Annotated in this window: 9 protein-coding genes and 1 pseudogene; 3 read left to right on the top strand and 7 right to left on the bottom strand. The window is 50.9% G+C overall.

Annotated elements, in window-relative coordinates:
- The 7 genes and pseudogenes from JCM12308_RS25610 to JCM12308_RS28420 form a co-directional block, all read right to left on the bottom strand.
- Complete coding sequence (locus JCM12308_RS25610; protein WP_083417476.1) at positions 1-918, bottom strand: 3-hydroxyacyl-CoA dehydrogenase family protein; 918 nt, start codon at positions 916-918, stop codon at positions 1-3.
- Positions 915-1553, bottom strand: a complete 639-nt coding sequence (locus JCM12308_RS31050) for a phosphopantetheine-binding protein (protein ID WP_054785551.1) — start codon at positions 1551-1553, stop codon at positions 915-917. The genes JCM12308_RS25610 and JCM12308_RS31050 overlap by 4 nt, the downstream gene beginning before the upstream one ends.
- A gap of 44 nt (positions 1554-1597) precedes the next feature.
- Positions 1598-3430, bottom strand: a complete 1833-nt coding sequence (locus JCM12308_RS25600; RefSeq protein WP_054785550.1) for a beta-ketoacyl synthase N-terminal-like domain-containing protein — start codon at positions 3428-3430, stop codon at positions 1598-1600.
- Positions 3414-5978, bottom strand: coding sequence for a zinc-binding dehydrogenase (locus JCM12308_RS25595; RefSeq protein WP_054785549.1), 2565 nt, complete (start codon positions 5976-5978; stop codon positions 3414-3416). The genes JCM12308_RS25600 and JCM12308_RS25595 overlap by 17 nt, the downstream gene beginning before the upstream one ends.
- Positions 5979-6058: 80 nt before the next feature.
- Positions 6059-11866 carry an amino acid adenylation domain-containing protein gene (locus JCM12308_RS33165; protein WP_373282419.1) on the bottom strand — a complete coding sequence of 1936 codons (5808 nt, stop codon included), beginning with the start codon at positions 11864-11866 and terminating at the stop codon, positions 6059-6061.
- 3 nt (positions 11867-11869) lie between these two features.
- Positions 11870-13059 (bottom strand): annotated as a pseudogene (locus JCM12308_RS33160) (condensation domain-containing protein); the annotation flags it as partial.
- A gap of 167 nt (positions 13060-13226) precedes the next feature.
- Complete coding sequence (locus tag JCM12308_RS28420) at positions 13227-13394, bottom strand: hypothetical protein (RefSeq protein ID WP_164845369.1); 168 nt, start codon at positions 13392-13394, stop codon at positions 13227-13229.
- Positions 13395-14022: 628 nt separating this feature from the next.
- On the opposite strand from JCM12308_RS28420, the gene JCM12308_RS25580 reads away from it, so the two are divergent.
- The 3 genes from JCM12308_RS25580 (at position 14023) to JCM12308_RS25570 (ending at position 17547) form a co-directional block, all read left to right on the top strand.
- Positions 14023-16452, top strand: coding sequence for a histidine kinase (locus JCM12308_RS25580; protein WP_054785546.1), 2430 nt, complete (start codon positions 14023-14025; stop codon positions 16450-16452).
- Complete coding sequence (locus JCM12308_RS25575) at positions 16449-16655, top strand: hypothetical protein (protein WP_054785545.1); 207 nt, start codon at positions 16449-16451, stop codon at positions 16653-16655. Before JCM12308_RS25580 ends, JCM12308_RS25575 begins: the two co-directional genes overlap by 4 nt.
- A gap of 274 nt (positions 16656-16929) precedes the next feature.
- Complete coding sequence (locus tag JCM12308_RS25570; RefSeq protein ID WP_128647506.1) at positions 16930-17547, top strand: hypothetical protein; 618 nt, start codon at positions 16930-16932, stop codon at positions 17545-17547.
- Positions 17548-17709: the final 162 nt, after the last annotated feature.

Here is a 17709-nt window from a genome sequence, read left to right as displayed (position 1 = left end):
TTATTGTGTGTACTCATAAAAACCGGATCCGGACTTCATGCCCATCTTGCCGGCACTGACCATTTTCTTGAGCAGAAAACAGGGGCGAAACTTGCTGTCATTGAAGCCCTCGTAAAGAACCTCCAGCGACTTAAGGATCGTGTCGAGACCAATCAAATCGGCCGTCTGAAGCGGCCCCATCTTGTGGCCAAAACAGGACTTGAATAGTGTGTCGACATCAGAGGGTGATGCGACGTGTTCTTGGACCATGAAGATGGCCTCGTTGACGAAGATCATCATGGCTCGGTTGGTAACAAAACCGGGTGAGTCCTCGACGGTAATGCTCTCTTTATTCAACCGCGCCAACAGAGCACGCATACGATTTAGAGCGTCCTCGCTGCTGCGAAAACCACGGATAAGTTCAACCATCGGTTTGAGCGGCACCGGATTCATCAAATGCACGCCGACGACATTCTCTGGCACCGGCATCAAGCTAGCGACCTGGGTTATCGAAATGGCCGAAGTGTTAACGCCATAGACAGTCTCTGGCGCACAAACTTCAGCCATCTTTTGATAAACTTGCTGCTTAATGTCCCAATCTTCGGTGACATTTTCGATGACGAACCCCGCGTCCGCGATGTCCTCCAGCGATGTGGTGAATGTCAACCGTTCCAAAATGGTCTCGCGCGGTACCGTTAGCTTTCCATGCACTTCATGCATCTGATACAGGCGTAGGTTCTGCTTGATGTTCTTGGCACAGATATCAAGCTGATCTGAGTTGATATCTACAACGACAGTATCCACCCCATGCAAAGCAAGGTCATGCGCGATCCCAGTACCCATTGTACCGGCGCCGATGACCGCGACGAGATCGGAGATTGACTCACATACTGTTTGCTTGGACAGGACCGATAAGTCGCTATTGACCTGAGAACTCATGTGTTTGTTTCCTCATTTCCATGGTTGTAAGGGAACTGAGCTGGAGTTGCGCTGGCAAGAAAGCTGCAGATCGAAGCTGCAGTTGGAACCTCAAGAAAGTTGGCGATCTCTAAGACCGTGCCGAAGCTCTTTTCGATTGCGATTGCCAGTTTGGTGGCTAAAAGGGAGTGACCACCTAACTCGAAAAAATCATCATCCATTCCGACCGGTGCAATGCCGAGCATCTGCTCCATCAAACCTGTGACGAGGAGTTCGGTCTGGTTTTCAGCGGGACGAAATGTGGAGGAAAGATCAGGACGTGCGTTGACACTCGTGAGTTCTTTAGGCAGTGCGCTGTCTGAGCTTGGACTTACCTGTTGAGATACGGCAGGAGGTACCGGAAATGGCGTTCTGGAGAAGGGGTAGTTCGGTCCGGCAAGGTGAGACGGTACACCGTTACTGTGAAAGACCCGCCAATCGATTGCACCTGCGTTGACCCACAGATCTGCAAGAAGGCGCTCAAGACCAGGTGATTGGGTTTCTGCCAGGCCGAAGGTTAAGCCATGTCCACCGACAGTTCTTTTATTCTCTGAACAGGCCGGATGCGCTTGCGCCGTGTTGGTCAGCTGCCCAATCCAGAACCCATCATCAGCCAATTGATCGGGAGTTATTGCGATCCCGTTGATATCGCTCAGCACTGTTAAGGGCGTGTGGTGGCGTGATGGAACAGTAGCAACGCACCAGACTGTGCAAAGGCCAATGCCGAAAGAACACCTTCACTTTCCATCACACCAGCAACGGCCGCTGCGAGCCACAACATATCGCCTTGACCCGAAACAGAAGTGATCGATGGCACAGCCGAAATCAGCGTCTTGGCTTGAGATACCAGTGTATTGCGTTCACAAGCACTCAGCGCGACCGCGTTTTCATGCCTCAATCGTAAGACAGAACCTGACACCTCATTTGCACCGCAAGTAGGCTCTACTTTCTCAAAGAGCCACTGTCCTTCTTTTCCTTCACTCACAACAATTGCAAGACGATAAGGAAACTCTCTGCGTTTGGTTTGAAGGCAAAATGCCAGACGACTAAAATCATCCCTATTGGATAACGTGCTCAACTGCGCTTGCAGGCGCTCTGCCAGCTCCTTAGCAACGTCTTCTGTCTGAGCTGAGACTGGATAGACCAATGGGCCTTGCGAAGCTGAAGGGGTTGGAAAGTCAGGTGCTTGCTCGATAATAGCGTGAAGATTAGTACCACCAATCCCAAAAGAACTGACCGCCGCCCGCCGAGGTGTCATTTCAGCTGGCCAAACCTGAGGTTCAGTTGGAATATAAAAAGGGCTTTGCTCCAGCGCCATGTTGGGATTTGGTGCCTGAAAATGCGCCATAGGCGGCACTGTGGCGTTCTCGATGGCGAGGACGCTCTTAATTAAACCGGCGACCCCAGCAGCGGCATGCGTATGACCAATGTTGGCTTTCACAGAACCGAGCGCACATCGTTGTCCTAGCGTCGTGCCGAACGCCTCAACCAAAGCATCAAACTCAACCGGATCGCCAATGACTGTCCCGGTCCCGTGTGTTTCGACATATCCGATAGTGCTTGGATCAACGTCAGCCATAGCCAAAGTTGTGCTAATCAGATCACTTTGGCCTTGCAGGCTGGGCGCGGAGAAACCAACTTTTCGATGTCCATCGTTGTTTGCACTAACAGCCCGTACGACAGCGTGAATGTGATCTCTATCAGCCACAGCATCTTGAAGGCGCTTCAAGACCACCGCACAAGCGCCATCGCCGAACAGCGTGCCCTTTGCGGCGGCATCAAACGGCCGGCAATACCCGTCAAGAGAATGGATCATGCCCTCTTGCGCCAAATAGCCTGACTTTATGGGCAGATCTATGGTGACACCGCCAGCAATAGCAACATCACACTCGCCGAACAAAAGGCTCTGCGCAGCCATATGTACCGCTGCTAATGATGTGGAACAGGCGGTGTACAATGTGTATGCCGGGCCATGCAGATCAAGATGAAACGCCACAAGTTGGGCTAACAAGTCCTTGTGTGCGAGTATTCCACGTTCAAACTGCTCAACGCTGTTTCGAGAAAGCATGGCAGACGTTCTGCGAAGCCATTCGGGGTCCTCTGACGCACCAGCAAAGACGCCAATTGGGATCTCTGATCTGATATTGCCACCATAGCCCGCATGCTCCAAAGCATGATAAGCAACCTCATGAAAGACACGTGTCTTCGGATCAAGATGTGCCGCCTCGGCCCGGCTGTACCCGAAAAAGTCAGCATCGAAATGCTCCACGCCTGAAATCACTGGCTTGACTGGCATGAAAGCTGGATTTTTTACAAGCTCTGGATCCCAACCTTCATCAATCAGATCATCCTTGTCGAACCAAGTCTGGCACGCCTTCTTACCGACAATGGTATGCCAGTAATCTTCGAGGGTCTCGCTTTGAGGAAGACGGACTGCCATTCCGACAATCGCCAAGCCCATGCCAAAATCTGTTGGATCACACGCTACTGACATCACGTTTCCTCCGACTCTGGGCGCGTTTTTGAGACGCCGTCTTGGCACGGTTGCGAACGGCATCAACGGCGCTCAGTCTAGGTTTGGTGGCAGTTTTGCTCGTTTCGGTTGCATTAGAGACGGAGCTTGGCTCTTCTTGACCGGCCCCATAGTGCTTGACGAGCATCGCAACTGTGGTGAACTTGTAAAAATCAACGACTTTGCTGCTGGCCTCGATCTTGGCCAATTTTCCAGCAATCTGTACAATATCGAGTGAGGTGGCACCGAGTTCAAAGAAGTTATCATCAATTCCAACTGGAGCAGTGCCAAGGTGGCTTTCCAGCAATGCCACATAGCGTTCTTCCATCTCCGACCGCGCGGCTTTGTACTCAGACGTCAGATTTGGGCGCGGCCGAAGTTCCGCCCTGAGCGGATCAGTATCTGCAGATGCAGTAGAACGCTCGCTATGCATCTGTTCGTGCAACTGCTCATGCGAGCGCGGACTGAGGATGATCTGCGACGAGGCCGTTGACCGCCCTGCCCAGTTATCAAACAACTCAATAGCTTCTTCATCAGAAAAACCCGTAGCAAAGGCGCCGTTGACGCGCTCATCCAAGATCGCGTTCAACTGTTTCATCACCTCCCGGTTACGGTGCGTGATTGTGATTTTGCCGAAATGCCGCGCGCCAGCCATATATGAGAATGCGTCGCAAACCTCATCTACACCGAAAGTGGTTGCAGGCAGGAGTGGCAAGGCCCTAGCTTCCACCAAGCGCACGAGTTCTCTTAAAGCTCCTCCCGACGCTTCAGGATCCAAACTGTCTCCAAGGGGAATAAACTGCCGGCCACCGCTGAGCAGATCCATCGGCAACCCGCGACCAGATGAGATATCCTGAACCCCCATTTCGACAAAGCGTCCACCAACAGACAAGCAGCGCATACCTGCTTCCAGAAGCTCCCCAGTCAGAGCATTTAAAACAACATCTACACCTTTGCCGTTGGTGGCAGCCAAAAGACCTGCTTCGAAACTTTCATCGCGCGTAGACCCCACAACAGTGGTGCCCATATCTGCTAGTCGCTGTCTCTTCTCATCCGTCCCAGCCGTTGTGTAGACGCTCGCGCCCAGGTGTGTTGCGATATGAACGGCAGCCAATCCGACACCGCCGGCTGCGGAGTGGACTAGTACTGTTTCGCCAGGCTTGAGTTTAGCCCGCTCGCGCAGAGCAACAAGGGCCGTCAGGTAAGCAACTGGCAAGGCAGCGGCGGATTCGTATGTACTGTTGCTTGGAATGGCTGCAACAGAACATTCACGCACCGTCAAAAAACGCCGGAACGCGCCAGGCACAGCCGTCATAACTCCATCACCTACGCGGAAGGTCGAAACATCTTTTCCGACGCGGTTGACACGCCCCGCACATTCCAGCCCGAAACTAGTAAAGCCCGCACTTTCCGGTAAATGCCCTGCAGCAAACAACACGTCTTTGAAACTGAGACCAGACGATAAGACCTCGATTTCAACTTCGTCTGCAGCTAGCTCTGTCTTCTCGCAAGTGACGAAACCCAAGCTTTGCAGCACGCCAGGTTCGGCTTGGATCAGATCATAGTTTGCACTCGTTGGAAGCGTGCGCCATGAGCCTCTAACAAGATGTTCTTGGTCATCTTCAGGCACACCAACTTCCACTCTTCGCTTAATGACAGCTTGGCATGTTAGGCGATGGCCGGTGTCTCCATGTAAAACCATAGAAAAACTCGGAACCGCTGAACCGCAGCTTTGCGCAGTGATCTCCGCATTGACGGTTGCACCTAAAGGTCCTGACACGGCCAGCTTTTCAAACGAGAACGGAACTGTATCCAACCCGGTTCCTGCAACGCGGTCGAGAAGCCCAATTGCCACGTCAAGAAGGGCTGGATGAACCTGGATACTCTCAGTTTGCCGTGAGTATTTTGACGGCATAGCCAGTTCAGCCGTGACAAACGACATATCGGCATTGCACTTAATACTCTTGATACACTCCCAAGGGCCAGAATAACTCAAGACAGTTGTATGCAAGTCCTGGAGGCGTACAGATTGTAACTGTCTGCCGTCAGACAATTGTACATCTTGCGAAAATTCAGCCTCATTCACATAAACGGGCGGTTCGATCGCAGCCTTGCCTTGAAAATGAGTTGTCCATTGGTCATCAAAAGCGTCCGAACAAGAGCGAATTACGATATTAAAGTGATCACCGTCCTGCTCACAATCCACACGGATCAAACACTCCTCGCCCTGAGCCAAGCTTAAGGGGGCAAGCACAATGGCTTCTTCTAAGTTTGCAAGCTCACTCCCAAGAGCCTTCACGCTTTCTAACGCAAGAAACAGATATCCAGTCGCGGGCATAACTCCCGTCTCGCCCAACTTGTGAGCTTCCACGATCCAATCGTTTGAGCGTTGCAGACGGATCAATGTTCTAACGTTCTTGTGACCCAATGCGTGCGATGGCCAAATATCATCTGCTCCACCTGAAAAAAGCTCAGAGAATGGAACTGGTTCAGTTTCGGCAGACGATGATCCGATTAGGCGTGCAGCCATTCCGCGGTCTCGCCAAGTATCCCATCCCAACGCCAAAGCGTTGATATGGAAGGTCTTGGAGCAATAGTGCGCAATGGCGTCTAACCAAGCATTGGCAGCGCCATATGCAATCTGACCGGGGCCCCACTTGCCTCTGAAGCAATCGATGAACAAAAGTTCACCGTGAGCTCTTCGTGCAGAGCGCGATGTCGTTGCAACTCAGCCAAGCAAAGAGCTGTTCCATTGACTTTTGCAGATAGCTCCCTAGACAACGCTTTTTCGTCTAAGGCATGCAGGAGCGTAGAGCCAGCCACGCCCATCGCAAAATCGATATGGTCAGGCTTGCCAAACTGCAGGAGATGATTGCCGATAATCTTCAAATCATCGCGATTGTTGGCATCAAATCGGACGCTCCTCCACATCGAGCCATGAGTGGCTGATAAGCGTTGGAACACTGCTGCTTGCCTCGGCGAAATTTCCCCTCGCACAAAAACTGATACCTCAGCTTTGGGATGGGTCAGCCAGTACTCGACAAGTGCTGAACCGATGCCACCACGCCCTCCAAAGACCCAAACCTTTGGTGCACTCGGCAACTCAGCACGTTTTGACAATGCATAGCTCAACTGACAAGCATCGCGGACAAAGAGCTTGCCGTCTCGACAGGCCAAGTACGGCCGCTTGTTTGGGCCTTCGAACATCCCTGCCAGGAGGGAGGTCATATGCCATTGCGGCGCGATCCCGCTAGCTGGAAGATCACATTGAGACATGGGCAGGCCCACATGCTCAGTGCGCGCTTGAAGTGCTGCTCCAGCGATGGCACGTGTTGTGGGGTTTGCTATTTCCTGTTGCAGAACCGGGAAGGCTCCATGAGTTAGAAGACAAATCTTGTCATGCGGACCGAAATGCGAAGTCACGCCCTTAAGAAGGTCAAGATATTGCGCCAACAATGCGTTGGCGGCATCGCTATCCGCCAGCGGATCCGCTTGTGACTCTGCGACCAAAAGCCAATATAAAGGCGCGGCCTCAGTCCCACTCCGCCCCAATGCCGCATCACTCCGGTGTTTAACATGAGTATGGGCAATCCCTTGGTTCTTTAGAACCTCACATAGGCGGTTCGTGGCTTCGGTAGCCATCGGATCAATTGGTACTACGCAAAGCTCATGTCCGCGCGCCAGACGAACATCCGTGGTAGACATCGCCGTCCAGATTGGTTGACGTGCCCACTCACTCTTACTCGCTCGCTTACGGTCCCGTAGCGTTAAAGGCTCGAATGTATTGCCAAATTTCCAGTAGGCCCGTTGCGCAAATGGATAGCCTGGCACTTTGACCTTTTGTCCATCACAATGGTCATCCAGAGCACTCCAAGACAAGTTACAGCCGCGGCACCAAAGCTGTGCGAGTGTCCGGCTGAACTGTAGCCAATCACGCGAAATCTGATCTACTGGAGGGCTTGGTTCTTTAGGCAAAAGCTCAAACGCCGAATGCGATTTAACATCCCAACTTGCGTGGCGTTTTGCCAAATTGGATAGGACATTTTGAGGGCCAACCTCAATGAACAAACCGGTCTCAGATAACAGCTCTGAAAGACCTTGTGCAAAGCGCACAGCCTGGCGCGTATGCTGGCACCAATAATCCGGATCCATCGCCTGTTCAGGAGTAATCCAAGTTCCCGTTACATTCGAAACATACGGAATACTTGGTGCCCTTAACGTAATTGCCTGGAGCACCTTTTTGAAAGCCGGCAGCATGCCGTCCATCATTTGAGTGTGGAATGCGTGCGATGTTTGCAGGCGAACCGCCGAACTAGCGAGATCGGGCATTTGTGCGAAGAAGTCAGCCAGCTTCGCTTGTGGGCCAGCAATAACGCAGGCTTGCGCCATATTAATGGTCGCAACTTCAATGTCTGGCCAACCTTCAAGGACAGTGGCGATCTCAGCCTCAGACATCGGCAAACTATACATATGCCCTGTCGGCTGAGATTGCATCAACCGGCCACGCAACGCAACCAACGACAATGCATCATTTAACTCAAAAACACCGGCAAGTGTCGCTGCGGTAAACTCGCCCAAACTGTGCCCAACCATTGCTTTTGGCGTTACACCAATCGCCATCAGGCATTTCGCAAGCGCAAGCTCCAGCGTAAACAAGAGTGGTTGGACAATTTTAGTATCCCGCAGCCCCTCTTCTATCGGCGCCTCAAAGATGAGATGCTGGGCATCAAAGTCTATATGCGGTTCTAAGCGGGCCAGAAGGTCATCTAGAATTCTCGCAAATTGCGGGACGTTACGATAAAGACCACGTCCCATTCCTATGTACTGTGTACCCTGCCCAGGAAACAGGAACACCGGTTGTGCAGGTTGATCAGCAACACATCCGCGTTCCCAATCTGCAAGCAGCATCTCATCTTGCGTGAACGTGGTCTCAACTGGACGGGCTAAAGCGACTGCCCGGTGCGCGAACGTACGGCGGCTAGAGCGAAGGGTATACTCGACATCATCGCAGGATACTCTTTGCGCCTCCGCCTCCCCTATCGTGGTTTGAATGCGCCGTGTCAGCGACGCATCGTCAGATGCCGAGAACGGATAGATGCGTAGTCTATCGGCTCGCTTGGTTTCATCATTCTTGAATGCACGCGTTCCTTCGACTGAAACACGCTCCGGCGCTTCTTCCAGAACAATATGTGCATTCGTCCCGCCGATCCCGAACGAGCTGATCACTGCCCGCCGTGCTGTATCATTTGTCTTTTCCCAAACAGTTGCTTTTGATGGAAAGAAGAACGGCAGCGTCTGCGCATTGATTTCTGGGTTCAGGCGGTTGAAGTTGGGGTTTGGCGGCAGTGTTTTATGCTGTAACGCACAAATGGCCTTAATCACACCCGCGACACCTGCGGTCGAGTTCAAATGTCCAATGGTGCCCTTTATTGAACCTAGGGCACAGGCAGGTTGACCATCTGTAGCAAATACCTGGGTCAGTGCCGCTGCCTCGATTGGATCACCAAGCGGCGTGGCGGTACCGTGCGCTTCGACCAGACCAATAGTCTTTGGTTCTATATCCGCCTTATCGAGGCAGGCGTTGATGACTTCTGCCTGTCCGAGCGCACTGGGAGCCGTGTAACTGACCTTTCGGTCACCGTCGTTGTTGATCGCGCTCGCCTTCAAAACCGCAAGGATTTGATCATGGTCCCGGATAGCTGCGCTTAACCGCTTTAAGACAATGACAGCTACACCGTCACCAGTCACTGTTCCAGATGCGGCCTCATCAAATGGACGACAGTAGCCATCCTTAGAGTGGATCATACCTTCAACGCGCCGATATCCTCGACGAACCGGCATTTCAATCGAAGACGCTCCGGCCAAGGCAACATCACAGTCAGACGACAGTATTGCTTGTGCGGCAACATGGATCGCAACCGCTGAGGTCGAACACGCCGTGTCGATTTGCATCGATGGTCCGGTCAGTCCCAATGAATGGGAGATCAGCGCAGTGGGAGCCTGCAAGTTCAAGTTCGATGCTTCGTATAACTCCGTCGCACCATCAACCCCAGCCATCACTCCATTCAGCCATATCGGGTTCGACAAAATCCCAGCATAGAGGCCAATCCGTGTGCCGTGGTTAGTATCGCTCTGACCACTCGCTTCCAGAGCGTCCCAGCAGACTTGGTGCAACAAGCGAACTTGGGGGTCCATCAAATTTGCCTGACGCTCGGAATACCCAAAAAACGTCGGATCAAACTTATGGACATCGTCCAAAAGACCTTTGATGGGAATATAGCTGTCGTCCAGAAGGTCTTGAGGGGCAACACCATGGGCTATCAGATCTTCGCAACTAAAGCGATGGAGTGCCGAGTTTCCCTTCTTCACCAACTCCCAAAGCTCATCAATATTGGTAGCACCGGGAAAGCGGCCAGCCATCCCAATAACCGCAATATCATCTTGACGAAAATCTCTTTCATCATCAGGCTGAGTGCTTCTGATCTCCGATTTTCTCGCTGGCTTTGCGGGGCTTAATCCGTCAGCAGCCTCCAGGTGCCGCACCTGATCAGCAATGGTCACGTGGGTAAAAAGCTCCGCGACCGCAACCGAACGCCCCAATGCCTTTGACAACAAACTCTTCAAGCGGATGATGTGCAGCGATGTGCCACCTGCCTCGAAAAACGACATCGTGTAAGGAATGTCGGTCTTGTCCAGTACTTTTTCCCATGCAGAACGCACAGCTATTTCTATAGCGTTTCGATCTGTTGATCTTTCTGATCCGATACCGCTTCCCTTCGGCGGCTCTGAGGATAAAGTGATGGGACTGATCACTTTTTGTTGGTCATTGACATGTTCTTGCGCAAGTTTTGCTACCAACAAACGGTCGAGCTTCCCGTTTGAAAGCGTGGGGAGCTGCTTGACCTGAACCAGATGCTCAGGCACCGCCCAAGTCGGCAAATGCTCAGCAAGCTTAGTAAGAACGATTGAGTTCGATAACTCTTGTTCAGTCCGGATTAGGCCAACAATGCGCTCAGTGTCTTGATGTTTAACGAGAACAACAGATGCCTCACAGATGGCCTCAATCGCCAGTAACCGTTGCTCAATCTCTGATAAGTCCAGACGATTGCCGCGGATCTTTACCTGGCTATCACCACGTCCATAATACAAAAGGGATCCATCAGTGCGCTCTCTGACGAGATCACCGGTAAGAAAGCGCTTTTTGCCTGGATTGAACGGATCATTAACAAAACGAGCCCGATCAAGTTCAGGGCGATTCAAATACCCTGCAGCAACACCAGTTCCCCCAGCGGCCAGGGCACCCAAAGCGCCTACCGGCAATAGGTTTTGGTCTAAGTCCAGAACTTGCAGACTTGTTCCATTGACGGCGTAACCAATTGGGACCGGCTCTTCCACAGGTAGGCTCAAAGGCGTACAAGTCGTGAAGATAGTGTTCTCAGTTGGACCATAGCCATTCAATATCTCTAAGTGCGGAAAAACCTCTAATGCTTGCCGGACGTGGGACGTTGACAGCGCTTCTCCGCCGATGATGACCTTCTTCATCGTCGCAAAAAACTGCGCGCCTGATGAGAGATGTGCATTAAACAGCGATGTTATGAACCAAGCTTGAGTTATGGATTCTTCTTTTACCCAGCGCGCTAGCAAGTCACTGTCCAAAAGATCGACCCATGAGGGCACAACCAGCTTGGCGCCTTGCGCAAGTGTCGACCACATCTCAAAAACCGAAACGTCAAACTCAAAGGCACTCGTCAGCAAGACACTTTCACCTGGACTGGGTAGAAGCTCCTGCTGATCGAGCACCAATCGGGGCATAGCTCGATACTGCACAGCGATACCCTTTGGCTTCCCGGTCGACCCAGACGAGTAAATCACATAAGCCAAGTCATCTGGATTTGGTTTATCCGGCTCCCAAGAGGCCACAGGCTCTTTGATATGCAAATCTTGAACCTGAACAAACGGGCAGGCCGCCTCCAACTCCAAGAAAGTGTGGTTTGAGTTTGTAAGAACCAGTTTTGGTGTGCAATCTTCGAGGATCTCCAAGATACGCCCAGAGGGATAGTCACCAGAGATTGGAACATAAGCTGCCCCAACCCTATGTATCGCTATGAGGCAAAGGATAGTCTCGACGGAACGTTCCGTGAGAATTCCGACAAGATCACCCGGTCGCACTCCGTGCGCTGCCAAAGCCTGCGCCTTTTGTTCGACGTCTGCAATCATCGCCCGGTACGTCATCGACCTTTTGGCATCAACCAAGGCGATCTGATCTGGAGATCGCTCTGCTTGGCACCAGATCCGATCCAGTATCGAACAGAAAGTACGATCTTGAACCGCTGCATGGAAAACAGATTGACGACGAGTAAGCTCTTCATCCGACAGGTTTTGCAAGCTTGCAAGTTGCGCTTTGGGGTCTGCAATCATCTGTTCTAACAGGCAAGACCACAGGTCAGCGAACGTTCTTGCTAATCCTTGCGAGCGCACGTCCCGAGTAGTTACCTCAAGCCGCAGTTTCCCATCCATTTCGAGCACTGTTGCTGTGACGGGAAACTCAGTTGTTTCATCTAACGACACGGCTTGAACTAGGTCCGATGAGCTACTAAGGAGCTCTGGGTCTAATGGATAATTTTCAACTACAAACAGCGAGTCGAAAACTCGTCCTCGCGCACCTGGATTGACTAATTTCGTGACATCCGCTAGCGAAGCCGATTGATGTTGCGAGCAATCTTGGATATGCGTCTGTGTCGCCAGAACGGCTTCATCAACCCGATCGGAACCCTCAAACGCGACCCGTATCGGCAGGGTGTTGATGAACATGCCAACCGTCTTATCTGAGTTGACGGTGGCAGCGCTCCGACCCGAAAAGACCGTACCGAACAATGCTTCAAAGCTATGCGTCCACCTTTGAACAAGTAGCCCCCAAGCAGTGTAGTACAATGCAGCTGGTGTCACCGACACAGTCGAACAGAAGCGGGTAATCTGAGAAATACAGTCGAGTTCTTTAGTGTGCTGTTCTTTAACTAAAGTAGCTTCACACGGTTCAGGCTGAGTGCCTGATGCCATAAGAAAAGAAGGTTCAGCAGATTGAAGGTTAGTCTTCCAAAACTCGCCATCATGTCGGATTGCGTCTTTGGACGGCAGGAGAGATTTCGGCGAGGTCTGCAGCCTTTCCGGAGTACACTCGAACCCTTTTGAGTAGTCCTCAAAGATCTCCTTCAAGCAAATAGCAAGGCTCCAGCCATCAAGAAGGATGTGGTGCATGATAGTACAAGCGCCGCACTCTTCTTTCCTTGCACTAGGCAAATCTGGATAGGTGCACGCGCAATATCATTGCTGCTTCTGCTCTTGTCCAACCATCCTTGAAGCGCATTTTCCAGATCACAGTTTTTTTTGCCAGACACATCAATGACACTGAAAGGTGCTGTTCCATCTGGCTTTAAGATCATTTGTACAGGACGGCTCAATCCTTCCCAATGGAAGCGCGCACGAAGCCCGGCATGCCTATCGAATAAGGCTATGAGGACATTGCGGAGCCGATCCACATTTATGGGATGTTTTAAGCGTACAACCGCTTCTTCCAGATAAGCATCGTCATCTGGATATTCGATCGTCCGCAAGAGCAAGGCTTCCTGTAAGGACGACAGAGGGAGAATATCATCGATGTTTGAAGTCAAGGGAAATGGCCTTGGAAAAGTAAAAAAGTAAAACTCAACACATGCTCACAACTCACCGCGCAGTGGCGCTGTCAGTCATGAAACGCCTATCTGTTACGGCGCAAAAACTTTCATGAATCTGAGAGCAAATCTGAGTGTTTTTTTTGAATCTTTTGATCGTCAGCAAAGCTGTCAGCTAGCTTTCCAGTTACAATTTTTGCTTGAGATCTGGCCTCTCCAATACCTGCAATCTCGCTTATTTGAACCAGATGGGAATTACTCAAAGCACTAGATGACATTTTTACACCTATAAATTGCACAATTCACTTTTTTGTATTCATTGAAGTATGAATTACATTCAAAACAAGTAGTACATATGAGTCAACATAGATTTAGATGAATTATTTTACATCTTTCCATTGTGATACTTATCATAATTTGAATCTATTGAGTACTTCAGTTAATTTAAGTCCCGTCATTTTAATTTTACCTTCGAATCATCTTCAATAAATCTACCTTACTCTGGGTACGTAGTAGATTATTTTATTGCATCATTTGCTTTGTAGAATTTTCTTTCAAGCCCCAATTGGACCCAACACGCATGTGTGGACGCCCAGGAGATGTCAGTAGTTCATCGTCAGAATGAGTGAAAGAAGTCCAACTCCTACTGCGCATCCTGCAAACAATGGCGCAGACCTAAAGCCAGATGAGCGTTGCGACTGAAAGCAAATGCGTTTCGGCCAACATGTAACTCTATTTTATGGCAGATATCTCGTAGCAGCTGGGTTGCACTGCTAGAGGTGCTTGTCAGTATGAAAGCTCATTACTCTCCCACATCGGCCTTGATGTACGACAAATGTCTTGCCGCTCCCCCCTTAAAGTTACTAACGTTTGGGAAGCTTTGATTGCATCCATTGAAGGTGGGAAATGTCTGTATCTGTAACTCAAACTGCCAATCAAAAACTGCGAGATCTTATTGATGCCGGTGTTCTGGAACCTGATCGCTTAATGGCAGAAATGGCATTGGCCGATCGACAAGATCCGCTGCAATGGCGCGGATCCTTCCAACATCGCGTTATAAATCCTATGGCCAGGCTCTTGGGGCGCAACGTGGGCAACCTTGAGGGCGCTAAAGATCGGGAACGCTGGTGGAAGGTAAAAAGGTTCGTCGATAACAACCCCGGAACGACCAACTGGCCTGGATTTGATAAGTTCCAGCATTTCATTGTCGGAGCGGAAATCACCGCAATGACCCAGGTTCTGTTTAGCCGGCAGGCTGGATTGGCAGCTGGAGTTGCAGGAGAGGCTTATGACCAGGTCAAGCGGTACTCCAACATATTTCTTGACAGTATCAGCGCTGGTGGCCACCTCAAGCCGCATCAGGTCGGTTTTGACCCCGTCGATGCGGAGTTCACGATGCAAGGTGCTGCCTTCGCCCAGATCTCATCTAAAATGCCGGAAAAGGGAATGGGCTCATTCACCGGGGCACTCGACCGGTTCGGAGTTTCAACATTCTTCGAACAGCAAACAAGCCAACAAAACCCAACTCTTGCCCAGAATGTGTTTGAGAGCATAGCCGACTGGTTCGACTATTCTGAACGATATGCCAGCATGGAGCTTCCCACTGAACTGCTTGATCAGTGGGAGCAGAACGCTGCCGAAATGAAACGCCGCCATGGTCAAGCCACCTTAGGGATCAACATTTCCGGACAGAGCGCGATCGATGCCAACAGCGTCACGTTCTCGAACGAGCAAGTCGAACACTGGTCCTTATTTGATGAGGACACTCAGTTAGAGTTCGATCTGACCGACCTTGATTGGGGGCACGAAAGCGACCTGGCCAATGGCAAACTGGGCCAGACCTTGGGCGCTAAACTGTCATCCGAGCTCTCCCGCGATGAAGTTTTCAAAATTCGAAACGCCGCAATTCAAGAACAGCATTCCTTCTTCCGCGGGCTCAGCAATATCTTTGATGCTTTTGGCATGCAATCGGAAGCAACTGCCAAAATGTTTCAGGCCATTGAGTTGATTGGCATGATCCGCTCGACAACTATCGCCCTTCAATTCTCTCAAATCGGCGCGATGTCTGCTTTTGCTGCCTATACAGGCGTACTTTCGGCCGCGGCTTCACTTTTTTCTTCAAGCAAGCCTGACCCAGTTGCCAAGGCACTCGAACAAATCATGAAGTCTTTAAGCGAAGTCTATGGCGAAGTTCGAAAAATCCGCCGGGAAATGCATCAACGCTTCGACCGCCTGGACGATCATCTCACAGACATCTCCATCCAGCTTGGCTTACTTCAACGACAAACTGCCATTTCCGCCACACAGCAGCGCAGGATCCTGCGACGGGTCGAGGAAATTCTGAGACGAGATTTACGCAACATCCTCGAAGGCCAGCGGGCTATACGGCGCGATATTATCAATCTCGCCGAGGGCAGCGTTCTTGGTGAAGTTGATAAGTTGATCATCGAACGTCAAAGAGATGGCGCAGACGATTACGACGCCAATACATATCGTGAACGCGGACCACGAAACCTATTGCCTTGGATCAACAGAAATGGACGCATCGTTAGTCGTTTCTACCTTGAACAGGATCGCAGCACACCAACAAACGCGGTTTCGCTAGCAGCCAGTACAAACTATCGTGGACGTGATCATTGGCCGGACGGACGCCCGCTGAATCCCAGCTTTGTAAGTTTTTTTACATTGGATGCTACCGATACGGTTACACCAACAATCCTTGCGCCAGAAGTATTCCAGATGTGCGCTTTATCGTATCGCAGCCTTGTCTTGCTTTTCCCTGAGTTTCACTATCCCCTGCCCGGTGCAGCCTCCAGCGCGGTGAATACCGAAGCCGACCTTATCGAGTTGATCGGTAACGGAAGAGAAATCCTTCGCTACCGAACAGCGATCTTTGATCTTCGTTACAACTTGGGACAAGCTGAAGTCGACGTAGATTACGCCATTGCTCTCTTTGATATCTTGCTGCGCATCTCGAACGAAATCCGCTCAGAAATCACACGGCTGCATATGCATATCGTCACTGAACGAAGTGGGGAAATGAATGGATTTGATCCCTTCCTTCTTGGTCCAGTTGGCGAAATAGCCTTGCCGGGCAAACCGGCTGACGATAGTTCTCGCGATGCAACGTTAGCGCTATATGGTGCAACCGCACCTTTGGAACCGTTGCGCGACGCCATCAGGGGTGTGGCTGGGTCTGGAAAAACGGAATACAAGCAAGCGTTCTCATCGGTCCAACATCACTTTGAGCTCCAGATCGCCAGACGAAAGTGGACACCGTGCGCAACGCGGCACAGCTCCCTGTCCTTCAACTCCAGCGCTTACATCAAAGGTTGAGCGAGTTCAAAGCAATGCCAACCGGCTACGATGGCCCGCGTCCGCAATATATCCAGATCCCCATCGCATGGTTTGAACGTCTTCCAACAACTTACGTACTGATGCTACTCTCAGGTCAACTGACCTTGCAGGCCGAATACGATCCTTCGCAGTTGAAAGAGCATTGGTATGAGCCTGACTTCCCAGTTCAATGGGCAATGTAAAGTACCACGCACGGGTAGAAAGGAATAGCTGGACTCCTCCCAATGGCCCAGTAAGCAGAGCATGGAATGGCGAGTACATGCGTAATGGTAGATCAATAAACAGCCGTTGGGCCAAACAAGAATTAAGCGGAACCATCGTCATCAAACTTGTCCTTACCAACCTTGAGGGGGCAACGGTTCTATCATCCGCACTTTCTTTCGCCCTACCTAGCAAGAGTTCAAGATTGAGGCCGACTACCTTAGCGGAACAATCAACCATCACTATGATCGTGATGTGCCGCGACTTGCGGGTTTATTTGCGGAAAAAGTCACTAAGCATCTGGAAAACACATCGATAGAAGACTTCCGACAAATGATTGAAGCAACGCCTGACAGCATCAATCATGACTCTGCCTATCAATCCAAACGAAACGCTCTGATCAGTGACTTAGTCGAGGAAATCATCAACAGCCCTGAAATCGAAGATCTTCTGGATGAAGCCGATAGCATCTTTCACATGATCGATGATGGCCTTCTGCCGTTCATCGATCCTATGGATCCTGATGGTGCGTCTCTCATTCAAACCTATCTTGAGGCACGCGGGCGGTTTACCAAGATAGGCCTTGGGAATACGCTCTTATCATTGAACGCTAGCATCAAAAATGGCGAGGGTCCGGTAGATGACATGTTCAAGGACGTATTCCAATATGGCCTTGGTGGTGGTGCAATGGATGAAGTCGGTGCAGCTGCCTGGCAAGCGATAGCCGCACCTTTAGCAGCTCTTTCGTCAGTGCGTGGCGAAGGAACATCTGTAGAAATGTACAATGATGAAACTTTCGAAACCATCCAGATGCTTGAGGAACTCCGTCAATTGAACAAGGCGATGATCGCACGGGCTAACATCCAAAGCTGACGTCGCTTTGCTCCTTGTAGGAGAGGAAAAAAGTCTCAGGCATCCTGAGACTTTTCGAGCCTCTTAACGGACGTTAGCCGGAGCGCAATCGTTCGCAGATGCTGTAAAACTGCTGGCTGATCTTTGTTGCCATTCGGCTTATTATGGATCAGCTTCAGCCTG

The organism is Pseudovibrio denitrificans JCM 12308 (assembly GCF_001310815.1).
Lineage (GTDB): Bacteria > Pseudomonadota > Alphaproteobacteria > Rhizobiales > Stappiaceae > Pseudovibrio > Pseudovibrio denitrificans.
The sequence above is the reverse complement of the archived record's forward strand: the minus strand, read 5'-3'. Positions and strand labels throughout refer to the sequence as shown.